Origin of the sequence: Mesorhizobium sp. L48C026A00, assembly GCF_000502375.1 — a bacterium.
In the GTDB taxonomy this organism is placed as follows: Bacteria; Pseudomonadota; Alphaproteobacteria; order Rhizobiales; family Rhizobiaceae; genus Mesorhizobium; species Mesorhizobium muleiense.
In genome coordinates this window covers 117,235-141,733 of record NZ_AYWU01000020.1, presented here as the reverse complement: position 1 = coordinate 141,733, position 24,499 = coordinate 117,235, and the positions used below count along the sequence as shown (strand labels likewise).

27 protein-coding genes and 5 pseudogenes are annotated in these 24,499 nt (G+C 61.2%); 20 read left to right on the top strand and 12 right to left on the bottom strand.

Annotated elements, in window-relative coordinates; genetic code table 11:
• From X738_RS89765 to X738_RS86275, 5 genes and pseudogenes are all read left to right on the top strand, one after another.
• Window positions 1–856, top strand: a pseudogene (locus X738_RS89765) (histidine kinase dimerization/phosphoacceptor domain -containing protein); the annotation flags it as partial.
• Between the two features lie 578 nt (window positions 857–1,434).
• Window positions 1,435–1,779: a hypothetical protein gene (locus X738_RS69765; RefSeq protein WP_156942653.1), complete on the top strand. Its 345-nt coding sequence runs from the start codon at window positions 1,435–1,437 to the stop codon at window positions 1,777–1,779.
• Window positions 1,780–2,133: 354 nt separating this feature from the next.
• Window positions 2,134–2,244 (top strand): annotated as a pseudogene (locus tag X738_RS83185) (DUF2243 domain-containing protein); the annotation flags it as partial.
• Between the two features lie 250 nt (window positions 2,245–2,494).
• Window positions 2,495–2,728 carry a hypothetical protein gene (locus tag X738_RS85110; protein ID WP_156942652.1) on the top strand — a complete coding sequence of 78 codons (234 nt, stop codon included), beginning with the start codon at window positions 2,495–2,497 and terminating at the stop codon, window positions 2,726–2,728.
• Window positions 2,729–2,828: 100 nt separating this feature from the next.
• A complete protein-coding gene (locus tag X738_RS86275) occupies window positions 2,829–2,996 on the top strand; it encodes a hypothetical protein (RefSeq protein ID WP_023801780.1) in 168 nt (55 codons plus the stop codon).
• Here X738_RS86275 and X738_RS85105 read toward each other — a convergent pair.
• The 4 genes and pseudogenes from X738_RS85105 to X738_RS89760 form a co-directional block, all read right to left on the bottom strand.
• On the bottom strand, window positions 2,993–3,181 hold the full coding sequence (locus tag X738_RS85105) for a hypothetical protein (RefSeq protein WP_023801779.1): 189 nt from the start codon (window positions 3,179–3,181) through the stop codon (window positions 2,993–2,995). The genes X738_RS86275 and X738_RS85105 overlap by 4 nt on opposite strands.
• A gap of 358 nt (window positions 3,182–3,539) precedes the next feature.
• On the bottom strand, window positions 3,540–3,881 hold the full coding sequence (locus X738_RS87430) for a hypothetical protein (protein ID WP_023801778.1): 342 nt from the start codon (window positions 3,879–3,881) through the stop codon (window positions 3,540–3,542).
• Between the two features lie 11 nt (window positions 3,882–3,892).
• Window positions 3,893–4,072 (bottom strand): annotated as a pseudogene (locus X738_RS69760) (ISL3 family transposase); the annotation flags it as partial.
• 15 nt (window positions 4,073–4,087) lie between these two features.
• Window positions 4,088–4,255: an ISL3 family transposase gene (locus tag X738_RS89760; RefSeq protein WP_023801776.1), complete on the bottom strand. Its 168-nt coding sequence runs from the start codon at window positions 4,253–4,255 to the stop codon at window positions 4,088–4,090.
• Window positions 4,256–4,279: 24 nt separating this feature from the next.
• On the opposite strand from X738_RS89760, the pseudogene X738_RS89755 reads away from it, so the two are divergent.
• Window positions 4,280–4,405, top strand: a pseudogene (locus X738_RS89755) (hypothetical protein); the annotation flags it as partial.
• A gap of 20 nt (window positions 4,406–4,425) precedes the next feature.
• A complete protein-coding gene (locus X738_RS69750) occupies window positions 4,426–5,439 on the top strand; it encodes a PD-(D/E)XK nuclease family protein (RefSeq protein WP_245277764.1) in 1,014 nt (337 codons plus the stop codon).
• 253 nt (window positions 5,440–5,692) lie between these two features.
• On the opposite strand, the gene X738_RS69745 is transcribed toward X738_RS69750, so the two are convergent.
• On the bottom strand, window positions 5,693–6,766 hold the full coding sequence (locus X738_RS69745; protein ID WP_023801773.1) for a TRAP transporter substrate-binding protein: 1,074 nt from the start codon (window positions 6,764–6,766) through the stop codon (window positions 5,693–5,695).
• A gap of 73 nt (window positions 6,767–6,839) precedes the next feature.
• On the opposite strand from X738_RS69745, the gene X738_RS69740 reads away from it, so the two are divergent.
• The 3 genes from X738_RS69740 to X738_RS83170 are packed head-to-tail and all read left to right on the top strand — an operon-like array spanning window position 6,840 to window position 9,374.
• Entirely contained in the window at window positions 6,840–7,616 is a 777-nt protein-coding gene (locus X738_RS69740) for a hypothetical protein (protein ID WP_023801772.1), read from the top strand.
• 3 nt (window positions 7,617–7,619) lie between these two features.
• On the top strand, window positions 7,620–8,897 hold the full coding sequence (locus X738_RS81085; protein ID WP_023801771.1) for a sensor histidine kinase: 1,278 nt from the start codon (window positions 7,620–7,622) through the stop codon (window positions 8,895–8,897).
• A 33-nt stretch (window positions 8,898–8,930) separates the two neighbouring features.
• Window positions 8,931–9,374, top strand: a complete 444-nt coding sequence (locus X738_RS83170; protein ID WP_084833835.1) for a response regulator — start codon at window positions 8,931–8,933, stop codon at window positions 9,372–9,374.
• Here the strand turns inward: X738_RS83170 and X738_RS69730 are convergent.
• Window positions 9,271–9,987, bottom strand: a complete 717-nt coding sequence (locus X738_RS69730) for a response regulator (protein ID WP_023801769.1) — start codon at window positions 9,985–9,987, stop codon at window positions 9,271–9,273. The genes X738_RS83170 and X738_RS69730 overlap by 104 nt on opposite strands.
• Window positions 9,988–10,222: 235 nt before the next feature.
• On the opposite strand from X738_RS69730, the gene X738_RS69725 reads away from it, so the two are divergent.
• Window positions 10,223–10,690: a DUF6647 family protein gene (locus X738_RS69725; protein WP_023801768.1), complete on the top strand. Its 468-nt coding sequence runs from the start codon at window positions 10,223–10,225 to the stop codon at window positions 10,688–10,690.
• Window positions 10,691–11,074: 384 nt separating this feature from the next.
• Here the strand turns inward: X738_RS69725 and X738_RS69720 are convergent, their stop codons facing one another.
• Window positions 11,075–11,716, bottom strand: coding sequence for a TetR/AcrR family transcriptional regulator (locus X738_RS69720; protein ID WP_023801766.1), 642 nt, complete (start codon window positions 11,714–11,716; stop codon window positions 11,075–11,077).
• 175 nt (window positions 11,717–11,891) lie between these two features.
• Between X738_RS69720 and X738_RS69715 the strand changes: the two genes are divergently transcribed.
• From X738_RS69715 to X738_RS69695, 5 genes are all read left to right on the top strand, one after another.
• Window positions 11,892–12,785, top strand: a complete 894-nt coding sequence (locus X738_RS69715; protein ID WP_023801764.1) for an NAD(P)/FAD-dependent oxidoreductase — start codon at window positions 11,892–11,894, stop codon at window positions 12,783–12,785.
• Between the two features lie 401 nt (window positions 12,786–13,186).
• A complete protein-coding gene (locus tag X738_RS69710) occupies window positions 13,187–14,014 on the top strand; it encodes a GNAT family N-acetyltransferase (RefSeq protein WP_156942651.1) in 828 nt (275 codons plus the stop codon).
• A 316-nt stretch (window positions 14,015–14,330) separates the two neighbouring features.
• The gene (locus X738_RS69705) at window positions 14,331–14,789 is read left to right on the top strand and encodes an NUDIX hydrolase (protein ID WP_306454982.1); all 459 of its coding nucleotides are present in this window, start codon (window positions 14,331–14,333) and stop codon (window positions 14,787–14,789) included.
• 17 nt (window positions 14,790–14,806) lie between these two features.
• Window positions 14,807–15,451 (top strand): DUF47 domain-containing protein, encoded by a 645-nt coding sequence (locus tag X738_RS69700; RefSeq protein WP_023801761.1) that lies wholly within the window; start codon window positions 14,807–14,809, stop codon window positions 15,449–15,451.
• 4 nt (window positions 15,452–15,455) lie between these two features.
• Window positions 15,456–16,460 carry an inorganic phosphate transporter gene (locus tag X738_RS69695; RefSeq protein WP_023801760.1) on the top strand — a complete coding sequence of 335 codons (1,005 nt, stop codon included), beginning with the start codon at window positions 15,456–15,458 and terminating at the stop codon, window positions 16,458–16,460.
• A gap of 203 nt (window positions 16,461–16,663) precedes the next feature.
• Here X738_RS69695 and X738_RS87415 read toward each other — a convergent pair whose 3' ends face one another.
• From X738_RS87415 to X738_RS69685, 5 genes and pseudogenes are all read right to left on the bottom strand, one after another.
• Entirely contained in the window at window positions 16,664–16,834 is a 171-nt protein-coding gene (locus X738_RS87415; RefSeq protein ID WP_245277763.1) for a hypothetical protein, read from the bottom strand.
• A 66-nt stretch (window positions 16,835–16,900) separates the two neighbouring features.
• Complete coding sequence (locus X738_RS69690; RefSeq protein ID WP_023801759.1) at window positions 16,901–17,854, bottom strand: MBL fold metallo-hydrolase; 954 nt, start codon at window positions 17,852–17,854, stop codon at window positions 16,901–16,903.
• Window positions 17,851–18,120, bottom strand: a complete 270-nt coding sequence (locus X738_RS0142945; protein ID WP_156942650.1) for a hypothetical protein — start codon at window positions 18,118–18,120, stop codon at window positions 17,851–17,853. The genes X738_RS69690 and X738_RS0142945 overlap by 4 nt, the downstream gene beginning before the upstream one ends.
• A gap of 233 nt (window positions 18,121–18,353) precedes the next feature.
• Window positions 18,354–19,100: pseudogene (locus X738_RS0142940) on the bottom strand (ISNCY family transposase); the annotation flags it as partial.
• A 296-nt stretch (window positions 19,101–19,396) separates the two neighbouring features.
• A complete protein-coding gene (locus tag X738_RS69685) occupies window positions 19,397–20,422 on the bottom strand; it encodes a LacI family DNA-binding transcriptional regulator (protein WP_023801757.1) in 1,026 nt (341 codons plus the stop codon).
• 210 nt (window positions 20,423–20,632) lie between these two features.
• Here X738_RS69685 and X738_RS69680 point away from each other — a divergent pair, with 210 nt between their 5' ends.
• The 4 genes from X738_RS69680 to X738_RS69665 all read left to right on the top strand — a co-directional run bounded on the left by X738_RS69680 (window position 20,633) and on the right by X738_RS69665 (window position 24,489).
• Window positions 20,633–21,664 (top strand): sugar ABC transporter substrate-binding protein, encoded by a 1,032-nt coding sequence (locus tag X738_RS69680; protein ID WP_023801756.1) that lies wholly within the window; start codon window positions 20,633–20,635, stop codon window positions 21,662–21,664.
• 101 nt (window positions 21,665–21,765) lie between these two features.
• Window positions 21,766–22,722 (top strand): ABC transporter permease, encoded by a 957-nt coding sequence (locus X738_RS69675; protein WP_023801755.1) that lies wholly within the window; start codon window positions 21,766–21,768, stop codon window positions 22,720–22,722.
• A gap of 16 nt (window positions 22,723–22,738) precedes the next feature.
• On the top strand, window positions 22,739–23,515 hold the full coding sequence (locus X738_RS69670) for an ATP-binding cassette domain-containing protein (RefSeq protein WP_023801754.1): 777 nt from the start codon (window positions 22,739–22,741) through the stop codon (window positions 23,513–23,515).
• Window positions 23,515–24,489, top strand: coding sequence for an ABC transporter permease (locus tag X738_RS69665; RefSeq protein ID WP_023801753.1), 975 nt, complete (start codon window positions 23,515–23,517; stop codon window positions 24,487–24,489). Before X738_RS69670 ends, X738_RS69665 begins: the two co-directional genes overlap by 1 nt.
• The last annotated feature ends 10 nt before the right edge of the window (window positions 24,490–24,499 follow it).

The following is a 24,499-nucleotide window of genomic DNA, read 5'->3' as shown; positions in this document are numbered from 1 at the left end:
ACGGCAAGATCTGCTTCCGGCTGGTGGCGCTGGTCGACGTCTCGGCCCATGGCGAAGCTGGGGATCAGCGCTCGGTGGAGGAGCGTGTCAGCGAGAAAGACACGCTGCTGCGCGAACTGCAGCACCGGGTGAAGAACAACCTGCAGATGATCACAGCCCTGATCCGGCTGGAAAGCCGCAATGCGACTGAGGCCGACCGGAGACGATTTGAGCGGCTCGCCGGTCGCGTCGACGCNGATCCGGCTGGAAAGCCGCAATGCGACTGAGGCCGACCGGAGACGATTTGAGCGGCTCGCCGGTCGCGTCGACGCCCTGGCGATCCTCTACCAGACGCTGACCGCCGACGAGCAGAAGGAAGAGGTCGATCTTGGCGTCTATCTCAGCCAGATCGCGTCCGCGGTGATGAGCTCGCATGCAGTCGAGGGGATCCGCCTCGATATGAGGGTGGACACATATCCGGTGTCAATCAACGTCGCCATGCCGNTCGCATGCAGTCGAGGGGATCCGCCTCGATATGAGGGTGGACACATATCCGGTGTCAATCAACGTCGCCATGCCGGCTGGACTGGTGGTCAACGAATTGCTGACCAATTCACTAAAACATGCTTTCCAGGGGCGCGAAGGCGGCACGATAACGCTGCACAGCATCGTCGATGGCGACGGCTGTCGGGTCATAGTGGCTGACGACGGAATTGGCTTGCCGGAAGGCGAGACGTGGCCCAAGCCAGGCAAGCTTGGAGCGCTGATCGCGCGCTCGCTGACCGAGAACGCCAAGGCGCATTTCGCTGTCGACTCTAGTGCCAGCAAAGGGACGAAGGTCACCATCGTCTTTAAACGATCAGCGGCAGCAAGCTGAAAATCGCAACGAACATACCGTGCCGGCACCTGGCTTCATTTCGCTGCCTTGAGCAAGTGCGCAAATCGCCGGCAGGTACGTCCGCTTGGAGCANCGTGCCGGCACCTGGCTTCATTTCGCTGCCTTGAGCAAGTGCGCAAATCGCCGGCAGGTACGTCCGCTTGGAGCAGGACGAAGCGCGGGCCTCGCTCGGTGGGATGGCGTATCAGGCCCGCTGCCCAGAGGGCCTCGTTGGCGATCTTCTTCACGCCCGGCGAGTCCGGGCCGCGTGAGGATGAGGATGGCATTGTTGTGGAGGACGCTCCCTTACCGTTTCCATAGCTGGCCCCTCGAATGGGATGGCAGGTGAGCTAGCACGCAGCTCTGGCCTCGGCGGACCGCGCGGTTGAGAGGACACGTTAGGTGCGAAGTTAAGGGCCCTAAGTATGCACGTAGCGTGGCGCCTAGAGCTTGCCAGTGCAAAGGAGCGCCGGGAGGCGAGAAGGCGGATCAAACCGCGCGCTAGTGGGATCAAGAGGGGCATAGGGGCCTCGTGCGAGCCAGTTATCCAATGACGATGAGTATTTCCGCCGTTTGCAATGGTCTCACCTAGTCTAGCGGCGGGGGGTGGCGGTGGCGGCATGCGGTGGCCGAACCGCACCCCGCACGTGCTCACCCCCGGCATGCGGCGGGCGCAGCGTTCGCTGGCCGACTTCCTGCCTCTGATTGACTGGGCTTCGTTCCGGCGTGCCCATCTCGGCGACAAGATGCGGGTTTCCGGCCCCGACATCGCGCCGGTCGCCTGCGGCGCCCAGGCAGTGGTCTGGCTGGTTCGCAGCAACACGATCGGGCGAGACGGTATGCTGCGTACCGGCACTGCGCCCATTCCTGCCGCCCTGGAGCTGCCCGGGTTGGCTCGTGGCACCTATCGCGTCATCGCCTAGGATACCACGGCCGGCAGGCAAACGGCGCAATGGCAAGCGAATTCGGATGGCTGGCTGAAGCTTGATGTGCCGCCGTTCTCCGCAGATGTCGCGCTTGCCATCCGCCGTTCTAGAGGAGGCCAACTTTCGCCGATGCCGATTTCAGCGATCTCCCAAGCTAAGGCCTGGAGTCTCGTGCCGGCGATCCAGCCCGTCGCGAGGAAGCGTGTTGCGAGAGGCCGGCGTCCTTTAGGCGATGAGCTCGCGCTTAATTGTTGCGCCGTGGTTGCGACCCTTAGCTACGCGTTTCCAACGTGCAGGTAGGCAAGGAACACGTGGCCTGGCCCGAAGTTAGGGGTCCAAAGGAGAAGAGGGATGGCGACCACGGCTTCGGAGCATCGCCGTTTTCCGACGTCCGCAGGTATTCTGCTGGGGCTTGGCTTAGGCGGATTCTTCGATGGAATCGTGCTGCATCAATTGCTCCAGTTGTCGCTTGGCAGTTAATCAGGGTCTTCCTCAATTTGTGTGGCGATGCACGAGACGAGCGGCAACGGCCGTGCTCGCAGCAATTCGACGCCNGCGTGGCAATTCATCGAGCGTAAGAAAGCCCCAATCTACTGTTCTGGTCTTCCATTTAGCCGTCTATGATGTGAGTAGCGCAGCCGATCGATCGTCCACCACACAAATTGAGGAAGACCCTGATTAACTGCCAAGCGACACGTGATCGCGGAAGGTGTTGGCCGGCGAGCTTTTTGTGCTTGGATCTATATTAGCCGATAGCAAAATTGGCTGGACGGCAGGACGGGCGATGACAGATAAGCCAGCGAAAACCTACATCGTGAGCATCTACGAGAAGCCTCATTGGCGCACCGTGCTAACCACGAAGGATAAAGCCAAGGCGGAGGCTGTGCTGAAACAGATCGGCAAGACCGGCCAGATCGAGGAAATCATCCCGAAAGTGAACCGGTAGTGGCCCAGCGGATTATGAAACCGCCGCACCGGGTGTCGCGAGGGTAGCGGAACCAATCAGCAGCCTGTATCCTCTAGGCATAGGGGATAAGGGAAAAATCGTGACCGAGGAAACTAGACGGCCGTGGTTAAAGGCAGAAGGCGTTCGAGCATTGGCCTTGGGTGTCACCGAGGATCAAATTCGCGACATCGTCTCGATGGTCGGCTTTGATCGCGCGTCGATCTTAAGGGAAGCAAGGGAAATCCGACAGGCTATGAAAAAGCCCTAGTTTCCACCTGCTTGACTGAAAACAACCGTGCCATCATCTTTGCGAACTTCTACCGCCACGATGCCGTCAACCTCCTTGCGAACAGGAAAGGTTTCCAGCGCGTGGTCCCGTGCGGCTTTCTCGGCGTCGAAGGGCAGTCTTTCAACGATGCCCTGTTTCCCGTACCAGATTACCGTGTAGCCCAATGCTGAGGCGCTCCCTCTGCAGGCGCTTCGCTGCTTTGCGCACTGACCGATAAGTCAACGGATGCCTCCAGCCCTCGGACTGCGGCGAAAAGGGCTGCGGTCGCTGCAGCTAGGTGATCTTCGGCCTTGCCGTTGTCGCTGGCGAGGTCCGACCTTACAGGTGGCTTCATGCGCGAACTATGCGCCTTGCGGCGGCATTGGTCTACAGCGCCGCCCAGGCGCAGTTGCTCGCGAGCCGCGGAACATTAGAAGAGTCTAAGAGTTCGTGCTGGCGGCAGTCATCGCCTCCGGTGTCCGTCGATCGGGCCTCGGGCCCGCGCTCACCGGCAAGGGGCGCGGGCTTTTCTTCGGTATGCTATCAATCGATCCGTCTTATGCGCCCCTTGTAGAGCCGGAACACTCCGTCGTTTCCGCCTTGCTTCTCAAAGTCGGCCAGCAGGTCGTCCCATATCCCGAGGAATTCCCCGCAGTCGTCGCAAACGATCCGGTCATCAGGACCGGCGTCGGCCGGAATCCTTAGCCTTATTGTCAGGCAATGAGGGCACTCCAACTGGTGATCGAGATACTCTTGGGTCATCAGTAGAGATGCACGCTGCAATGCGCTTTGCAAGATGGTCCACACATAGGCCTTAACGCAGCCTGACGCCCGCGCCGCCGCCATTTTCCGGAATGAACTCGACGCCGGCGGATTCGAGGGCACGCGGTTCTTCCTCACTTTGTGTGGCGCGGCGGCAGCATGCGTGCTCTCAGCAGTTCGGGACCTGCTCTGCCGTACATTGCGCGCTTGAGGGGCTTGAGCCGGTTGATCTGGCCTTCGGCCTGTCCGTTGCTCCAGGGCAGTTCGATGGCGTTGTCGACGGCATCGGTGTCTCTGCGCAAAACACGGGCGAACCGCANGGTTCTTCCTCACTTTGTGTGGCGCGGCGGCAGCATGCGTGCTCTCAGCAGTTCGGGACCTGCTCTGCCGTACATTGCGCGCTTGAGGGTCTTGAGCCGGTTGATCTGGCCTTCGGCCTGTCCGTTGCTCCAGGGCAGTTCGATGGCGTTGTCGACGGCATCGGTGTCTCTGCGCAAAACACGGGCGAACGCATGATCTGAATGAGTTCGGAGTCGATCGCATCGTCGATCCACGCGTCCAGTGGTGCGGATCTCTTGCCGCGAAGGATGCCGTCCAACGAGGGCCGGGTTGATGCCGAAGGCGACGCCATCGAGATCATCACCATCCACAGCGCGAAGGGGCTGGAATGGCCGGTGGTGATTCCGGTCAACACAGCCACCTTGCTCCGCTCGCGCGAGTCGTTCGTGCATCGCACGTCCGACAACACGCTGCATTGGGTTATCGGCAACGTCGTCCCGCCGATCTTCTGCTGGCGCTCGCGTCCGATGATGAAAGCCTTGCCCGTGAACGCGAGCGCCTTTGGTATGCCGCATGCACTCGCGCTCGCGAGCTCCTCGTGGTCCCGGAGCTGCCGCAGGCGGAGCAAAGGTCCTGGGCGCGGATCGTCGACCTGGCGCACCAGGACCTGCCGCTGCTAGATCTCTCGCGTTTCGATCGGGCACCGCGCCCTGCCGCGGCCGATCTGCCAAACGGACAGACGCAGGACATGTTCGAGACAGAGCGCGCCGCTATCGCCGCTGCCGCCGTCCCGCTCACGTGGCTTCAGCCGAGCAAGCAGGATCCCGATAGCGTTCCTATGACCGAAGCGATCGCGATCGACTCCGGCGACGCCCCGGAGACGGAGTTGCCGATCGGCGCAGGACGTTTCCGAGGACTCGTCTTGCACAAGCTCATGGAGGAGGTCCTGACTGCAGAACTTGATGATGACCTCGCCTCCTTTGCCCATCGCGCCCGCGCGCTTATCGCAGAGCTGGTGGTCGATCGCGAAGACGAGGTCGGTCTTCCCGAAGCGGACGAAATCGCCTCGACCGCCTGGAGAACCCTGCATCTTCCGGAGATCGCCGCGCTGCGACCGGGTCTCGTTCCAGAATGGCCGATCTACGCCTTGCTCGCCGATGCGAGCGAGCCCACAGCGCTTGCCGGCCGGATTGACGCCGTCGCATTGGAGGAGGGTCGCGCCGCGGTCGTTCTCGATTGGAAAAGTGACATCGCGCCGACGGAGGAGGACATGCGAATTCATGCAGGTCAACTCGAGGACTACCTGCGAACAACCGGGGCTCGCCGCGGCGCGTTGGTCTATATGACCCTCGGCACTGTGCGATGGGTGGAGCCTGGTGTCCGCACCGAGAGGAACCCGTGATGTGAATTCACGCATTTGACCCTAGTCGACATTCTCGGCTTAAATTTGCTCTCGGAAAGCGGACCTTCACCGCAACCAGCAGATTTGACCCATCTGAGACCTGCAATAGCCGGAGTGGAAAGGCCCGCAGCGGGTTGAGTTTGCTGCCATTGGATTGGCCAGCCAGAGGTCTGCGTTAAGGGGATGATCGAGGACTCAATCCTGTGGAGTCTCTTTTTTGTAGGGTCAGGACCTTGGCCGTCGCGTCTATTCATTAGCGAAACATCCGAATCCCCAAGTACGCACCTTCGGCGATGTCACTCCACTCGCGAATTAAGGTTCGAAAGTCCAAATAGCTCCGATATATTCTTCCGGAAAACTCGTCGCCGGAACCGGCTTTGGCGACCACGTCCTTGCTGATCTCGGCGAAGGCCCTGAGCATGGCGTCGTCAAACTTCCGAATCTTGACGGTGCCCTCTGCCCGCAGTCTGCGGAGGGCCAACGCGTTGTTGGTGTTGAATTCCGCGAGCGAGACAGCGTACTCGCTTGCAGCAGCAGCCTCGATCAGCCGCTGGTCGCTTTCATCTAAACTTTCCCACACGCGCTTGTTGATGCCGAGCGCGATCGCGGTGCCCGCCTCCTGCCAACCGGGATAATAGTAGTAGCTGGCCGCCTGGTGCAGGCCCATGGCCATGTCCATCCAGGGCCCGATCCATTCACACGCATCGATGGCACCGGATCGCAACGACTGCACGATTTCGGCGCCCGGCAGGAGCACCACGGTCGCGCCCAGCTGGCGAAATACCTCGGCACCGGGCTCCGCCATCCGGTAGCGCAGCCCTTTGAATCCCTGCGCCGAGGTCATCTCGTGGGTGAACCAGCCGCCCATTTGCGTGCCCGTGCTGCTGGATAGGAGCGGCTTGATGTTGAACTGGCCACAGAGCGCATCCCAAAGCTCCTGACCGCCGCCGAACCGCACCCACGCGAACAGTTCATTCGCGGTGAAGCCATAAGGAACGCCGGAATAGAAATGAAACGCGGACGATTTCTTGGCGAAATAGCCGATGTGCGAGTGAAACATTTCGACGAGGCCGGACTGCACGGCGTCGAAGGTCTCGAAGGGGCGTACCACTGCGCCGGAGGCAGAAACCTCGATCCTGATGCGCCCGTGCGAGGCTTCCGTGATCGTCTGCGCCAGGCGCCGCGCGCTGGGCAGCATGCCGGGACCCTCGGGGTGGTCGGTCACCATTGTCAATTGTCGGATGCCCTGCGCAATGACTGGCGCCGGGAAGCTGAGGCTCGCGCCCGCCGCCAGTCCCGCGCCGGCCAGAACATCCCTCCGCCTCATCGGCTGCCTCCATTTGCTGCAACAGCATGCAGCGCGTCGTGCTAATCTACCACGGAAATCGCGGAAGTGCCGCATGGCCGTGACCACATCGGGAGCCGAAGTCGCGAAGAAATCGGCGCGCCGAGCCTCAAACCTTGGGGTGCGCGCGCGGCTGTTGGTTGCGTTTTTCGGGATTGCCGCGTTCGCCGTATTGGCCGCCGCGGCGGGAATTTACGCCTTCCGCGAGGTCGGCGGCCGTCTCAATGTCGTCGATACGCGTATCGCACCAACCCTTTCGGCACTCGAACTCTCGCGTTCGGCTGAGCGCATTATCGCCGCGGCACCCGCGCTGTTGGCGGCGCCGAACCGCAATCGACGTGATGACATCAAGACTGCCCTCGCCGCCGAGGTCGGGCGATTGAACGCCAAGCTCGACGATCTGAAAAGCGATGACGCCGAACTCTTGCCGCTTTTGAACATCGAGCCGACCATTTTCTCGTTGACGGTCAACCTCGCGAGCCTGGAGGACCTGGTCGCGCGCCGCCTCGAAATCACCGAGCGGATCAGAACATTGCGAAGCAGCGTCTTCCAGACAAATGGCGAGACCCAGCGGTTGCTCGCGCCTTGGCTGGATGTTCTGGATAGAGAGATCGCGACGCTCGTCGAGGCTCGCGAGGAGGCAGGCCCGACCGGTCCCGGCAATCAGCCACGCCGTCTGGCAGCGCTGATTGATCTGCAGCGGCGGATGCGCACCGCCCAAGGCCAGGTCTCTGCCGTCGCGGACATGCTGGCCGAAGCCTCCACAGCCGATCAGCCTCGGCGACTTCCGATTCTCGCCTTTCAACTCGGCCTTGCGCTGCGTGACCTGTAGGCGGTGGCGACCGGGCTCGATCCGAAGCTGCGGCCGCTGTTCCTGGAGCAGGTTGCAAAGCTACGCGAGTTTGCCGAGGGACCGAACGCAATCGCGGAAGCCCGCAGCCGGGAACTCGCGCTGGTCGGGGAAGGACAAAAGCGGCTCACCGAGACCAGCAGACTATCGGCGCAACTCACCGCTGCGGTCGACCGGCTTGGAAGCGTGGCCAAGCGGGACATCGGCGAGGCGATCCGCGATGCGCTATCGGTACAGCGGCTGAGCACCCGCGCCCTCGTCGTCGTCGGCTCGCTGAGCCTGCTGACCTCGGTCCTGATCGTATGGCTCTACGTGGGTGGCAACATCGTCCGCCGGCTCACAGCGCTCAGCGACGGCATGCTCGCCATCGCCGGCGGCAGGCTTCATACACCCGTCGCGGTGGAAGGAGCCGACGAGATCGCGGCGATGGGGCGGGCGGTCGAGATCTTCCGCCAGAACACGTTGGAACGCGACGGGTTGCTGGCCGAGAAAGCACAGGCGGCCGATCTCTTGGAAAAGGAAGTCAAGCAGCGCACGACCGAGCTGGAGATCGCCAACAGTTTCAAGTCGCGCTTTCTTGCCGCGGCAAGCCACGATCTGCGGCAGCCGCTACACGCCTTGAACCTGTTCGTCGCGCAACTGCGCGATGAGACTGGTCCGGCTAAGCGCAGCCAGCTAGTGGCGCGCATCGATGCGGCGGTCGCCTCCATGAACGAGCTATTCGAGGCGCTGCTCGACATGTCGAAGCTTGATGCTGGTATTCTCGAACCAAGCCTGAGCGACTTCCCGGTCGAGCACCTCCTCAAGCGCCTGGAGACGACATTCGGGGGTGCCGCCGGCGAAAAGGGGCTGCGGTTCACTGTGGTCCCGAACACGGCTTGGGTTCGCAGCGATTTCATTCTGCTGGAACGAATCCTCTTGAATCTGGTGTCCAACGCGATGCGCTACACGACGCACGGCGGCGTGGTGGTGGGCTGCCGCCGCCGCGGCGGCCAGTTGCGCATCGATATCTGCGACAGCGGCGTCGGTATTCCTGCGGAACAGCAGCGGAACATTTTCGCTGAGTTCGTTCAGCTGGCGGCTCCGAAGCCGGATCCCCGAAGCGGGCTTGGCCTTGGGCTTTCGATCGTCGACCGCTTAGGCCGCCTCATGGATCATCCGATCGAAGTAAACTCGCGGGTCGGCAGGGGATCGCGCTTTTCGATCAGCGTCCCTTTGGTTGCCGCTCGGCACGAGTCGACCGGGGTTCCGGTCGCTCCTTAGACGATCGATTCAGCACGAGGCAAACTCATCATCGTGATCGATGACGATGCGCTCGTGCTCGAGGGCATGGGCGGAATCCTCAGAGGCTGGGGCTGCGAGGTCGTCGCCGCCCAGTCTGGGGAAAAGGCGCTTGCGAAATTGGTATTGCAACGACAAGAGCCGGACCTCATCATTTCGGATTATCGATTGGACGATGGGAAGACAGGCATCGAGGCCATCGAGCACCTGCGCCGTGAACTGGGCACCGCGATCCCGGCCTTCCTCATCAGCGGCGACACGGCGCCCGAACGGTTGCTCGACGCCAGCGCGAGCGGCTATCACCTGCTGCACAAGCCCGTCGCACCGATGCGGCTGCGAGCGATGCTCAATCAGCTCATGAAAGCTCGCCCCGTACTGGACGCTGCCGGGCTCGCGGCGCGACTGCCGCCTGGTCGGCGTCCTTCCGCTGCCCGAGCCCAAGCGCCCCGGCCGCAATGACCGCCTCGGTGCGATTGGTGGCGTTCAAGGCTTTTAGGATGGCGGTAACGTGATTCTTGACCGTGGGCTCGGCGACGTCGAGCGCACGGCCTATAGCCTTGTTGCTCTTGCCTTGCATCATCAGCACGAGCACGTTCATCTGCCGTTCCGTGATGCCGAGTTCGGCGGCTGAGGGCGGTCGTCCTGGCCGTGGCTGTATGGCCGGCGCGGGTTGCCGTCGGCCAAGAATTTCCGGCGGAACGTAAATGCCGCCGGCGAAAATCAGCTTGAAGGCGCCCAGCATGATCTCGCGCTGGGCCGACTTGGGGATGAACCCGAGCGCGCCGACGTCGAGCGCCCGGGCGATGTCGTCGCGATCGTTGCTGGCCGAGAGCATGACTACAGAGATTGCGGGATAGCGCTCGCGCAATTCGGCAAGAACGTCGAAGCCGCTGCTGTCTGGCAGGTTTAGATCGAGCAGGATCAGTTCGAGGTCCGGGTTCTCTTCGACGCACTGCATCGCCCGGCGCGAATTCGGCGCTTCGATGATCGTCGCGTCGTCCTTCAACTCCTTCAGGACGCCGCGCAACGCCTCGCGGATAAGCACATGGTCGTCGACAACGAGGATCTTCATTGAGGCCGCACCGCGTTTCAGGAGCCCTGACCATACTTCAGCACCAGGACCAAAGCACGTCCTGGAAAAAAAGCCGCCGCGGGACGATCCCGTTGCTGGGCAACGGCTTCATCGCCGGGCGGAGCGCGGCCGCAACCTTAGTCCCAAGACTCCTGAAGGATTCACGAAAGGCAATTCACTCGACACTCTGGCAACCGAAACGATGCGCGTCGGTCCAATCGGAGGAAGTCGAGCCATGCAGGCGCTGCTGACGGTGATCGTGACCTGGCTTTCCATCAACTTCGGCCTACCGGCGATCTACGAGCATCCGCAAGTGGAGTTCGTCTCCGCTGCGAAGATGGCGGACGTGCGTTACAGCCGGCTGGCCTCGAACCGGCGGGAAGGTGTTGCGGCCGAGGCCGGCTACTTGGCCCCAACTGAACCCGGGCACGATGTCCATGCGATTTACGACGACCTGAGCCGGACGATCTACCTTCCCGAAGGATGGACTGGCGAAACGCCTGCTGAAGTGTCCGTGCTTGTGCACGAGTTGGTCCATCATCTCCAGAACGTTGCGCTACTTAAATATGATTGTTCTGAGGCGCGCGAGAAGCCGGCCTATCAAGCGCAGGCGCGGTGGCTGGAGCTATTCGACAAGAATCTGGCGGAGGAATTCGAAATCGATGAGATGACGGTTCTCGTGCTTACCAACTGCATGCACTGAGGGATGCTGCGAGGAATAAACGCGATTCCCCTGGTCTTCGCCTATCCTGGACCCGCCGACGATCGAAGACCGGAAATCAATGGAGATGCAGACCTCAGCGGTAGCTTTCGCAAGGTCTGCAAATGGCGCGACGTTGGCGGCCAAAGCATTCGCCTCTACCGCGCCGGCACAGAGCGTTCTACGTCTCAGTTGGGGTGGGCAGCGGACTGGCAGGTTTTGGGCAGATGTCCCTGGAAAGCGGCCCTTCATCTGCGCTCACGAGCTCTGGCAGCAACGCACCCTCACTTCCGCCATTCAGATTATCGTTGCAGCTTCACGAAAGCTGACGGTCTGCTAAGCCGGCACTAAATATCAAGCAAGTACTCCTTCGCGGCCTCGTCTAGGCTATCCGCCCGCGTGGTCGTTGCCACCGTGCGCGGCGATGAACATGGCGACGGCCGACCGGCAATAGGATTCGATTTCGTTGTCGTCCTCTGCTCTCGCCTCATCGAAGCGTGCGATAATCAGGAGATCGGATCCTTTGAAAAGCGCGGCAAACAAGCGGGCGGACCGGAGAGGATCGGGCACGTTCAGAACCGCCTTCACGTGCAACTGACGCAATAGGGCCTCGATTTGGGCGATGACATGGGCGGGGCCGGCTTCGTAATGGAGCTTGCTTAACGACTTTTGATTCGTCTTGTCGGCCATGATCATGGCTTCGACACTGCGGACATCCGGGCTCAACAGCGTGCGAAGCAGGGATGATCCCGCCGCCATGAGCTGATCTTCGGCCGAACCGACGACGCCTTCAAAAAGTGGTGCAAACTGATGGCAGCGCGCCGCGATGGCCGCGCTGAACAGCGCCTCCTTGTTCTCGAAGTGCCGATAGATGCTGAGCTTGGATATCTTCGCTCGCTGGGCGACCTTGTCCAATGTCGTCGCATGAAAACCCAATTCCACAAAGAGTTCGTACGCGGCGTCGACTATCGTTTGGCCAAGTGCCTCGTTGGCGGGCCGGCCGCGCCGGCCCTGACTATTTTCGGTCACGACAATTCCAGTACTTGACAGTATCTAATTCTTGCATTACGATACCATGCAGTATCTGAAACGTGCAAGCGGCATCGTCCGGTCGGTCAACACACAGTCATGGGCGATTTTCTCGTCAATGCCGCAGCCCTGCTCGCTGCCTGTCTCGAGCGTATTCACAACGGAGCCCATCACCATGGATGACGTCATCATCATCGGCGGTAGCTTTGCCGGTCTCGCCGGTGCCCTGCAGCTCGGCCGTGCCCGCCGCAAGGTCACCGTTCTCGATACCGGCCTGCCGCGCAATCGCTTCGCCGGCCACTCGCATGGCCTGCTCGGCCACGATCACAAGCCACCGCTGGACATCCTGGCCGAGGCGCGGCAGCAGCTGGCGCGCTATCCCACGATCAGGCTGGTCAATGCCCGAGCCGACAGCGTCTCCGGCGCCCTCGACGACTTCTCCGTCCTCACTGGCGATGGCGAAAGCCTTGGGGCGCGCCGCCTGATCCTGAGCTATGGCGTCGCCGACCAGATGCCTGATGTTCCGGGCTTTGCCGAAGGCTGGGGCACGTCCATCGTGCCCTGCCCCTATTGCGACGGCTTTGAAGTCGCCGGCCAGCATTGGGGTCTCGTCTGGTCCGGCCCGCAGTCGCACAATCAGGTCAGGCTGTTCCACGATTGGACCGACAGGTTGACGCTCTTCGCCGATGGTCACGACATTCCGCCCGATACCCGGGACGATCTGGCGCGCCGCAACATACCTGTCGTCGAGGGTCGGATCACCGAGATCGCCCGTCACGGGGGCCATAACGCCACCGTCAATCTCGATACCGGCTCCAATGTCGCGGTCGACATCCTGTTCGCGCATCCGCGCAACAAGCCGTCCGCAAGCCTGCATGAATCACTGGGTCTCGCCACGGTCGATACGCCCCTCGGCATCGCCCTCAAGGTCGACGAGCGCCGCGAAACCAGCATGCCCGGCATTTACGCTGCCGGCGACCTCGCCAACCCCCTCATGCCCTCGGTCACGACGGCATCATCGCACGGCGCGATGGCGGGTATCTTCGCCCAGCAGTCGATGCTGGTTTGAGAGCAGAGATTCCCTTCTCGGTTGCCACGGACTACATATTCTGAAGGTTGCGGGCCGGTGTCACGGAACACCGACTGGCCGGCTGCCGTACGTCGTGTCCTAAACGGATGGTAGGTTTCGGGTGGCACAGAAGCTCTATGAATGGCGACAATTGGGTCGACTCGAGCCATAGCGCGAAGGTCAGGATTGGAGAAGCGCCGGGAATGGCAGCTCCTGGCGCGTCCCGCTGGCTCAGACACCTGAGCCGCAGAACGGCCGAACTGAGCGTCGAAGGACTGGCTGGGGTGGTGGAAAGCAGCTGTTCGTTCTTGGCAGCGTAGTGTGAGGCCTGGCGCGGAGCCGATGTTCTGGGCTGCAGGTAGCCTGATCCCACACCCATTGCTAGGCCCGCCGAACTCGCTATGCTTCATCAACGTGCTCTCACAGGGCTACCCATGTCTGGTTATTTCGGCACGCAGCTTCAGCAACACCTGCAAGCGCAGGCCGAAACGAGCGTTGATTTCATCAATGCGACGGCTGGGGCATGCCAGACCGGCCGCACGATGGGCTGTGACGATCTGGATCGGCTCGGATGGGATCGCGTCGACGAGTTCCTCGACCGCGATGGTATCTGCGGCTTCCGCCTGATCCCCGTCGACAAGGCCGAAGAACTCAGGTCTCACCTGATGGAACGGAATTTTCGCTCCGACAGCTGGGACGTATTCCTCGCAGACCGGGAGAGTGCGCTGGCTGCCTCCGCGGCAATCATATCCAGGGGCCTGCCAGATGGCTTGGCCGACTTGGACAGGCCGACCCAGCCGGAGGATGAAAATACCGCTGGCATCCAGATGCTCATGGGAGCGGCTGGTGTGGTGCCGTTTTCCGGCTCATTGCTGGTTGGAGCTTTTGGTCCGGCGACAACCGTGGTGATCGGTAACGGTGACGGAACCATCGTGGCGGCCGCACATGGCTATCTGCCGCACAACGCCCACAGCCCTTATCAGCGCTACGCCTGGGGCGGACTTGTTGCAGTGGCGGGATCGCAGCGGGGCAAAGGCCTCGGCAACTACATCAACGCCTGCATGATCGTCAGCGTGTTCCACGACCTCGGCGCGCCGCACGTCTATGAACTCGTATCGGCGTCGAACGTGCCGTCCCGACGCATGGTCACGTCGTGCGGCCTTCGCCATGAGCAGGGCCTTGTCTGCGGGATCGCGACGCCGAACGACAGCGCGCATTTCACCCGGTAAGCGCAACCAGCGTGATCGGGACAGGCTGATCCGGGCCAAGGTCCGCAAGGGGGTCGAATCCGCAGTTGAGCGAAGGTCGGCAATGGAGAAGCCCATCGAATGACCGGAATTGGCGCGACCTTCCCGTTTGACAACCGGAACTCGTGACCCTGAGCTGCCCTTCATGAGGATGTTTGCTGCCTGATAGCTGACATTCACAGCAAGCAGCACTATTGACTCAACGAAGATCCTTCACGTCTTAATTGGCTTTCGCAAAAAATTTAGCCAGCTACCTACACTACGAGCTAAGGTCTCAGCGAAATGGATGGCCGGGCCTTTGAAGAAAAAGAAACTGGGGAAGCGAGCGCGCCGTGGTAAGCCCATCGCACAGGTTGCCGCTTTGCCTTATCGCCGCGCTGCAGACGGAGACACTGAAATCTTGCTGCTAACGTCTCGGCAAACGGGCCGCTTCATCTTGCCCAAGGGGTGGCCGATGAAGGGTCGACCAGACCGCGAGGCTGCAGCTCAAGAGGCGGGTGAGGAAGCCGGAGTAGTGGGCACTTTGCATCAGCAATCCGTTGGCAGCTTCCATTATTGGAAACGATTGAAGGACACGTTTGTCCCGATAACCGTTAAAGTATACCCGCTTCACGTGCAGCAGGAGCTGGATGAATGGAAGGAGCAGAAGTATCGAAGACGGGCCTGGCTTAAGCCGGATCAAGCAGCACTCCTGGTCGATGAACCGGAGTTGGCTGCCCTACTGGAATCTATAGCGCCTGAACTGGCTCATTTCTGAACGCTACAGGATAAAACATGCTCAATTGGTTTCGTGCGCTTCTGCCCCGCGAGGACAAGTTCTTCGACCTCTTCGAGCGCCATTCCCGCATCCTGGTCGCCGGCGCCGAGGCGCTGCAGAAGCTGCTCGACGGCGGCGAGGCCGTCGAGCGCCATTGCCGTGAGATCGTCGAGCTCGAGGACCAGGCCGACGTGGTCACCCGCGAGGTGCTGCTCGCCGTGCGCAAGAGCTTCATCACCCCTTTTGACCGTGGCGACATCAAGGACCTGATCCAGTCGATGGATGACGCCATCGACATGATGCACAAGGTGGTCAAGATGGTGAGGCTGTTCGAGCAAACGAGCTTCGAGCCGCGCATGCGCGAGATGGGCGCCGTCATCGTCGAGGCCGCGCATCTGACCGCCGAGGCGATCCCGCTGCTGGAAAAAGTCGGTGCCAACGTCACACGGCTCGGCGCCCTTGCCGAGGAGATCACCAAGGTCGAGGAGCGCGCCGACGGGCTGCACGACGCAGGCCTGAAGGAACTGTTCCAGAGGCACGGCAGGACCGACGCCATGGCGTGGATCGTCGGCAGCGAGCTCTATGGCCAGCTGGAAAAGGTGGTCGACCGCTTCGAAGACGTCGCCAACGAGATCAGCGGCATCGTGATCGAGAACGTTTGAGCGGATGGACCCCACTCTCGCCTTTCCGCTTCTCGTCGGCCTGATCGGCGTCGCTCTGTTCTTCGATTTCCTGAACGGCCTGCATGACGCTGCGAACTCCATCGCCACCATCGTCTCGACGCGTGTGCTGCGCCCGCAATATGCGGTCTTCTGGGCCGCCTTCTTCAATTTTATAGCCTTCCTGTTCTTCGGTCTCCACGTCGCCGAGACCATCGGCAGGGGCATCGTCAGCGCCGACATCGTGACGCCGCAGGTCGTGTTCGCGGCGCTCGTCGGCGCAATCGCCTGGAACATCATCACCTGGCTCTACGGCATACCCTCGTCGAGCTCGCATGCGCTGATCGGCGGGCTGGTCGGCGGGGCTGTCGCCAAGGCGGGAAGCGTCGCCATCGTCTGGTCGGGGCTGCTGAAGACGGTCGCGGCCATCGTGCTGTCGCCGCTCACCGGCTTCGTGCTGGCTCTGGTGCTGATACTCACCGTCTCCTGGATTTTCGTGCGCCAGACGCCGTTCGCGGTCGACAATACCTTCCGCACCCTGCAATTCGTGTCGGCGTCGCTCTATTCGCTCGGCCATGGCGGCAATGATGCGCAGAAAACGATGGGCATCATTGCGGTGCTGCTCTACTCGCAGGGCATGCTCGGGGGCGAGTTCTACGTGCCCTTCTGGGTGGTGATCACCTGCCAGGCAATGCTGGCGCTAGGCACGCTGTTTGGCGGCTGGCGCATCGTCCACACGATGGGCTCGAAGATCACTCGGCTCAATCCAATGCAGGGTTTCTGCGCCGAGACCGGCGGCGCGATCACGCTGTTCGGCGCGACCTGGCTCGGCATCCCGGTCTCCACCACGCACACCATCACCGGCGCGATCGTCGGCGTCGGAGCGGCACGGCGCATCTCTGCCGTCCGCTGGGGCATAGCCGGCTCGATCGTGATCGCCTGGGTCATCACCATGCCCTCTACGGCGCTGATTGCTGCTTGCTGTTATGGAATCGTGGCACTCTTCAGTTAATGCGGAGCCCGGAAGTTTGACTGACGATCGCGAAGGTCGACTGCTGCCGCTGCGCCAAGATCAGCTTTGGAGAAGCGGTCAGAATGTCGCGAAATGGCGCATTGTGCCGTTTCGTAACCGGGCGGACGTGGGGCAGGATCGCCAACAAACCCTAGGGTCAAAGTTGCATAAAATGCGGCCTGGAACTTGGGCCGCGAGGTGGTCTAAATGTTCCCCAGATCGAAACGTGCCGAGCCTTCATTGGTCGCGGTGATTTCTGGTAACCTCGCCACGAACCAGCGGTCCGCCGGCCCGTCATAGGGCAGCCGCGTGATGTCCCAGTGGCTGACGAAGCGCGCGCTGCCAAGCGATAGGCGCGCTCGTGCCGTCGACACGGACGAGTCGCGGGAGGAGGCTTGCGAGCCGCCGGAACCTCAGGCCGACATCACCGGGGTACTTGCTCAAGTCATCGCGACGAAGCGATAGGCGCCGTCTTTGCGTTCGGCGTAGCCGACACCTGGATAGATCCAGTGGAACCCGAGCAGGCGCGTTTTGTCGGTCGCCGCGCGCTCCAGCAGGGCCTTCTTGTTCTGGGCAGCCAAATCGTGAATGGCATCGACGCCGGACCGCCACTCTGGATGGGCGAAGAAAACCGTCTGATGGGTGATCGCGTCGGCGACGATGATCAGGCCGTCCTCGCCGGCGACCTCGAGCGAGATGTGGCCGGGCGTGTGGCCGGCGGTGTCGAGTACCTTGATACCGGTTACGATGTCGTCACCCGGCTTCATCATCACCGCCCGCTCTTTGACAGCCGCGAGGTCGCGCTGCGCGCCGCGGGCGAATTCGTGGAACTCCTGAGGCATCTTGGTCAAGATGTCCGGGTCCATCCAGAAGTCCCATTCCGCGGAATTGACGTAATACGTCGCATTCGGGAAGGTGAGTATGCCGTCGTCCTTCAGCGTGCCCCAAATGTGATCTGGATGGGCATGGCTGAAGACCAGCTTGGTCACGCTCTCGGGCTCAATGCCGGCCGCCTTCAGGTTCTCCACGAGCTTGCCGGCAGTCGGCTGGAACTTGTTGCCCGATCCATTGTCGATGAGGATGATGTCGTCGCCAGCGCGGATCACGGTGGGGTTGGTGGCGGCGGTCACCTGTTCCGGACCCTGGCCAGTGATCTCGAGAAGCGCCTTCAACTCCTCGGGAGGGGCGTCCGGCGCAAGCAGGCTGGCCGGTATAGTGAGTTCGCCGTCGCTGACGACGAGGATTTCGAAATCACCTTGGCTGAATCTGTAAGGCGTCGCGGCAAACGCCGGCCACGACCAGAGTGGCGCGGATGCCAGCACCGACGTGGCGGCGAGAAACTGGCGACGGCTGATAAAGATTTTTGATGGATCGAGTTCGTGAACAGTCCTCATGGCTTGGCTCCATCGTGGGCGGTCCCGCGGAAGCGCCCCCGGCGCAGCGAACGATACTCCCGGCAACTGGGCTTGTCATCGCCGAAGATCGCCCGACGACGAGTGTCGGCCTGTAGTGCAACTGGGCGGTCGCGAACGGCGAATCGCAGAATTTGACCGAAGCCGATATGGCGCTGGTCGGTGTGGGTTCGTTCGTTGTTGCAACCAAGTTCGAATGTCGCGTTGTTGGCAAAGTAGAAATGTCGCATGGCGGTGGGGACGGCCACAACGAGAGCGCCCGATCGGGCGTCAGCTGGTCGGGATTGCGCAGCCCGATCGGGTGCGGTTCAGTCAGGCACCCCTCGGCTAGATTAGAGAGCCGCCGCTACGGACTAGCTTCGTTGGCCGGCGTCGACCGCAGCGGGATCCGATACTCGCTCAGCATCGTGACGACATCGGCGATACGATTCTTGTCACTCTCCGTCAGCCGCAGATCGACCTCGACGGATGCGCGCCCGACTTCCGGTACGGGCGCCTCAGTGGGCGCTTGCTCACGCCGGTAACCAGGCGGCCTGCCGGGCTTGCGACCGCGTTTCACATAACCGTTGCTCTCAGCGCCATCAGGGATTCCGAACATGTGGTCGGTCTGGCCGGTGCGGCGCGGCCCGCGTCGGCTGCGCTGCAGATCGCGGCCGACCTGCATCTCGGCAACCATCTCCAGGGCGGCGTCCAGCCGCTTGTTCTCGACGATCGCCGAACGGTGAACAGAGCGCAGTTCATCGAAGGCTCTGTAGGGCAGGGCGACACCCTCATGCATGATCTCGAGACGGCCATCAGGATAGTCGCAGACGACCACCTTCTTGCAGGCAAGCTTCTTCGCCAATTCGGTCGGGTGCAGAATGAACATCACCTTGTCGTAACGCAGCGTCAGAGCCTGCGTCAGCGTGCGGACCTCCTTGCGGCACAAGGCCCCGTCCAGGTTCTCGTGATCGGCGAAGGGACGGTGCATGTCCTTCGGGTTGCGTGGCTCCTTGGCAAAGCGCGCATTGAAGTCCGCCATGAACTCAGCCGCATAGGCGTTGGCCGCCTCGATCGTGCTGATGCCGCGCAGGCGCAGCTCCTTCACAAGCCGGTCCTGCAGCGTCTGGTTGGCGCGCTCGACGCGGCCCTTCGCCTGTGGGGAGTTGGCGCAGATGATGTCTATGTTGAGCTCGTAGAGCGCCCGGCCGAACTGCGTCAGGCCGCTGCCGCGGTCCAACTTGAGGGCATCGCGTTGAAAGTACGCCAAACAACGCTAAGGGAGAACAAACGGTGAATTTGGTGGGCGCTCGTTTTGAAAGGTGCCTCGGCTTCCTCGTCTTGAACGAACGGGCAGGAAGCGCCATTACGAGACTTTCGGATTGGCGATTGGCAAAGACGCGATCCGACCCAAAACGGTCAGCGAAGGCAGATGCCATGAATGGCTCGATTGGAGTTCTTCGGAGACGTTCCCTCAGGCGACGCGCGGCTGAAAGGCGATTCCACCCCCTGCCCAGATTTCCGCCATGACTGGGGGCTTTTTCGTCACAGACCGCAATTGTATCGGGTGTGCACCAGGATCTGCGAATAGGACGGCTCGACCGTTACGCCGTTGACGTTGTCACGGATCCATTTGGCGGCCGCCGTCAGCTCGCCACTGAAGTCGTGTGAAATGACATAGTCCATGACGCCGGATTCCAGCAGGTTTCGTGAGTGGTTGGTCAATTCGTGGCCGACGAAGACCGTGTCGCGGGCCTTTCCGGCGTCCTCCAGTGCCTTTGCCACGCCGCGGTTGGCGCCGGCGACATTGTAGATCGCGGCCGGGTAACCATGTGCCTCGAAATAGCGGGTTAACTGCTCACAAGTGCTCTCCGGCCTGTCGTCAGAAATCACACGTTCCTCGATCTTCAAATATGAAAAGTCGGAGCGGAGCACCCTCCGGAAGCCCATCTCACGCTCTTGCTGGCAGCGGAACGCCACGCTCATGACGATCAGAATATTGCTACGTTCCTTTGGGAGAGCATTGCCGATCAGAAGCGCCGCCACGCTGCCAGCGGCGTACTGATCATTGCCAATATAAGCGCTGCGACGGGAACTCGGCAGATCGGTCGTCAGGCAGATGACGGGAATTTCAATGGACCGAAGCTTGCGTATCGCGCGGTTGATCGCCGGATGCTCGCGAGCGATGACTACGACACCATCCGCGGCGCTACCTTGCTGCTCAATCCGGCGCGCAAACGATGAAGGCTCGACTTCGCTGGTGGTTAGGTAATCTCCCTCAATCTCGATGCCGGCAAGGGTTCGGTTGACCTCGGTTACAGCGGCCGTCATTGCTGCATTGAATGTTTCGCCGGAGTCACAAAATAGACGAATATGCAAAGGGATGTCGCGGTCCGCGCTTTCGTTCTTCAGCTTTTCGACCGCCCCCAGGACGCGGGCTCTCGTTCGTTCTCGGACACCGCTGCGGTTGTTAAGGACCCTGTCGACCGTCGCAGGACCGACTCCTGCGAGCTTGGCAATTTCCTGGACCTTGGGGCCTTTCCATGTCCGATTTTGCAGGTGATCGATCACAGCTTTCTCCAGTTTCCGCCTAAAAACTGATGGTAAAAACATCATCTCGGAAGTCATTACTCATCGCAACGCCAAATTTTTGAACGGCCTGCCCCATTGTTGGGTCGTATGGGCATTCTGATGTATTTCGCATCATAAAATGGCCTCCATCTTCCTTGTCTGATGTGATTTCAATCCAGATAATCACATCGTTAACGGAGGAGGAACCCCATGAAATTCGGAAATTCAATTCTGCTTTCTGCCTTGATGGCCGCCACCGCATTCGGCGGCACCGCCCATGCGCAGGACGGCGAAAAGCAATATCGCTTCGTCATGGTCTCTCACATCGGATCGAACGATCCGAACATGGGTTGGCTGACGAAGTCGATGGAGGAGTTCGAGAAGAAATATCCGAACGTCAAAACCGAATACATCTCCACCAACAACTATTCGGTCCAGGAACACGTTCGCCTTCTCGAGCAGGCTATCTCGACCCAGCCCGATGGCATTGCCGTCCCGATCGTCAGTTCCGATGCCTTCGAAGGACCGCTGCGCAAGGCTATCGAAGCCGGCATTCCGGTCGTTGCCTTCAATATTCCGGACGGCCGGCCTGAGGGCGAGCGCATTCCTTACCTGACTTATGTTGGCGGCGACGAATATCTCACAGGCAAGAAGCTCGGCGAATACGCGCTCGAAAAGGCCGAAGCCGGCGAAATCCCGAAACCGACCCATATCGTCTGTGCAAGCCATGACTCCGCCCACCAGGGTCTCAAGGCTCGTTGCGCCGGAATGAAGGACGCAATGGAGAAGGCCGGCGCCAAGGTCGATGAACTGTTTATTGGCGCCGAACCGGCGACGGCACGCAATACCTTGCAGTCCTTCCTGCAGGCCAACCCGGACACCAATTACATCTTCACGGTTGCTGGCTGGTCTTCACCCTGGGCATGGGGTGTCGCCAATGAGATGAAGCTCGACCCGGATGTCGACGACAAGGGTGTGACTGTCCTGACGGTTGACGAGGGTCCGGTTTCGATCGAGGGCGTGCGCGCCGGACATGTGCTGGCGACGAACAGCCAGGGCTTCTGGCTGCAGGGTTACGCGCCGATGGAATGGCTCTACTGGAACAAGGAGTTCGGTTACGCGCCGCAGTCGAATATCCTGACCGGTCCCGTGATCATCAACAAGGATAACGCCGACAAGTGGGCCGAACTGGTTCGCGGTGTCTTTGGCGACAAGGCCTACGACGAGCAGAACACCTGGTAAGGGTTCCTCCCGGAGGGGCGGCCGGCTGCGACGAGGAGCGCCGGCTGCCCCGACTCATTTGTGCGCCTGATGTCGCACATGAAACCAGCGAGCAGAGTGTCATGAAACAGCTTGTGCGAAGCCAGGGCTTCGGCGCGATCATCGGCGTCGTCGTCATGCTTGTCGTGTTTTCCCTGATCGACTTTTCCGGCTGGTGGACCGCCCAGACCATCACCAATGTCACGCAGTTCACAGCCATCCTGTCCTTCGTCGCCATGGGCCAGGCCTTTGTCATCATGACGAAGGAAATCGACCTGTCCGTCGGCTCCGTTTACGGACTGGCTGGCGTTGCCTTCATCACGCTGGAACCGAGTTTCGGCGTGCCCGGATCGCTCGTTGTAGCGCTGGTCATGGCCGCCTTCGTCGGCCTTCTTCAGGCGCTTGCCGTCGTCAAGGGGCACTTGCCGTCGATGATCGTGACGCTCGGCGGACTCTTCGCGGTCCGCGGGATCATCTATGTCTGGACGGGTGGCTCGGTCCACAATTTCTCAGCCGATGCACGCATCCATCCGGTGACCCGTCTGTTCGGCGGCGAACTGTTCGGTGTCGAAGCGGCCATATTCTGGCTTGCCGTGGCCGCGGCCGTTCTTGGTATCGTCCTCTGGGCCACACCCTTCGGAAATCGCCTTCTGGCCACCGGGGGAAGCCGTGAAAGCGCGGAATCGCGCGGCGTCCGCACCGACCGAGTGAAGATCTGGGCCTTCGTCCTTTGCTCGCTGCTCGCCGGATTCGCCGGCATCCTGACCCTATGCAACCAGCCGCAAACCCATGTCACGCTCGGCGAGAACATGGAGCTCGAGGCCATTTCTGCCGCGGTCATCGGCGGCTGCCTGCTGACTGGCGGACGCGGCTCGATCATTGGAGCCGTACTCGGAGCTCTCATCGTCGTCAGCTTCCGCTACGAACTCATCGCTCTTGGCGCGCCCTCGTCCTGGTACATCACCTTCGTCGGTGTCGTGCTCATCGTGGCGGTCATCTTCAATCAGAAACTGGCCCGTTTCCTCGGACACAGCGTTTGACGCGGGAGGACATCAAATGGCGAACAGCAACGCCCTCATTCAGGTCAAGAACCTTGATCTCCACTTCGGCGCTTTCCACGCCCTCAAGAACGTCTCGGTGGACTTTCACGCCGGCGAGATGATTGGCCTGGTCGGCGATAACGGTGCCGGCAAGACAACGCTGATCCGCGTCCTTTGCGGCATTTACGCCCCGACGTCGGGCGAAGTCTTTTTCGATGGCAACAAGGTGGAGAAGTTTCACCCGAAGCTCGCGATCGACCAAGGGATCGAGACGATCCAGCAGTCCGTCGGCCTCTGCGACAACCTGTCGATCGCGCGCAATTTCTATCTTGGACGCGAGCCGGTCAAGCGTGTTCTCGGCATCCCCTTCCTCGATATGGGCAAGATGCGAGAGAAGTCTACACGCGTGATCCGGCAATTCGGCTTGCGTGCAAATGTCTCCGCGGACGACGAGGTGGAACGCCTGTCAGGCGGAGAACGTCAGTCCGTGAAGATCGGTCGCGCGGTCGAATTCAAGAACAGGGTCGTCATCATGGACGAGCCGACCAACCATCTGTCGGTACGCGAACGCGAGCACGTCAACGAGCTCGCCGTCCAGCTCAAGGAGCAGGGCCTGCTCGTCATCTACATTACCCACGACATCTTCCAGGTGCACAAGCTCGCCGACCGAATTGTGATCATGGAGAATGGCGAAAAGGTCGCGGACGCAACGACGGATTCCATGACGGCGGAAGAACTCGAAGAGGTTATCCGCCAGGGCGGGCGCGTCGTGGAAAAGCGGGAGGCGGTCTGATGGCTCTCTCCTCCGCCAAGCCTCTCATTCGGCGTCACGCGGAGATCGGGATCTTCCTGATCGGCGTCGTTCTGATCGTCATCTTCGCCTCAACATCGGACGGTCGATGGGCCAATCTCTACAATATCGGCACCATCCTGCAGGTGACGGCAACGCTGGGTTTGATGAGTCTCGGCGTCGCTCTGGTGATCGGGACGGGCGAGATCGACATCTCGGTCGGTTCGACCTTCGGCATAGGCGCGCTAGCCTACCTCTGGCTTGCGGCTCAGGTTGACCCGTCGATCGCGGCAGTTGCTGCGGTGTTGGCCGGCGCCGCGATCGGACTGTTCAACGGCTTGCTGGTAACCCGAACCGGCACGCCATCCCTCATCATCACGCTTGGGACGCTGATGATCTTCCGCGGCATCGCCATCGCTCTGACCGAGGGATTTTCATTCTCTATTCCCTATGCAGCGCGCAAGGGCTGGACCTACTTCGTCCTCGGCGGCCGTGACTTCCTGGGCTTTAACACCGCGCTCTACTGGCTCATGACCTTGACCGTTATTCTCCTGGTGGCGTTGAAAGCAACACCTTTCGGCAACCGCCTACTCGCCGTTGGCGGGTCTGCCGAAAGCGCGCATTCGCGTGGCGTTCGCGTTGATCGGATCAAACTGTCCGCTTTTGTCCTGTGCGGCATGTTGGCGGGTTTCGCTGGCACGCTCGAGGCCGGCAAGCTTGGCTTCGCAGACGGCTCGATGGGGCGCCTGATGGAACTGCAGGCGATTGCTTCCTGCGTGCTTGGCGGCTGCCTGCTCGCCGGCGGCAGGATCTCGCTGCCAGGTGCACTGATGGGGGCCTTCGTTCTGTCCTCCATTCAATCCTATCTCGTGGTTACGGGCGTCCGTCCACAATGGTTCATCCTCGTCCTTGGTCTGATTGTGGTACTCGCCGCCTACGGCGACCGATCGCTGCGGCAATGGGCGCTTCGCAAGTAAAGGATCCAAA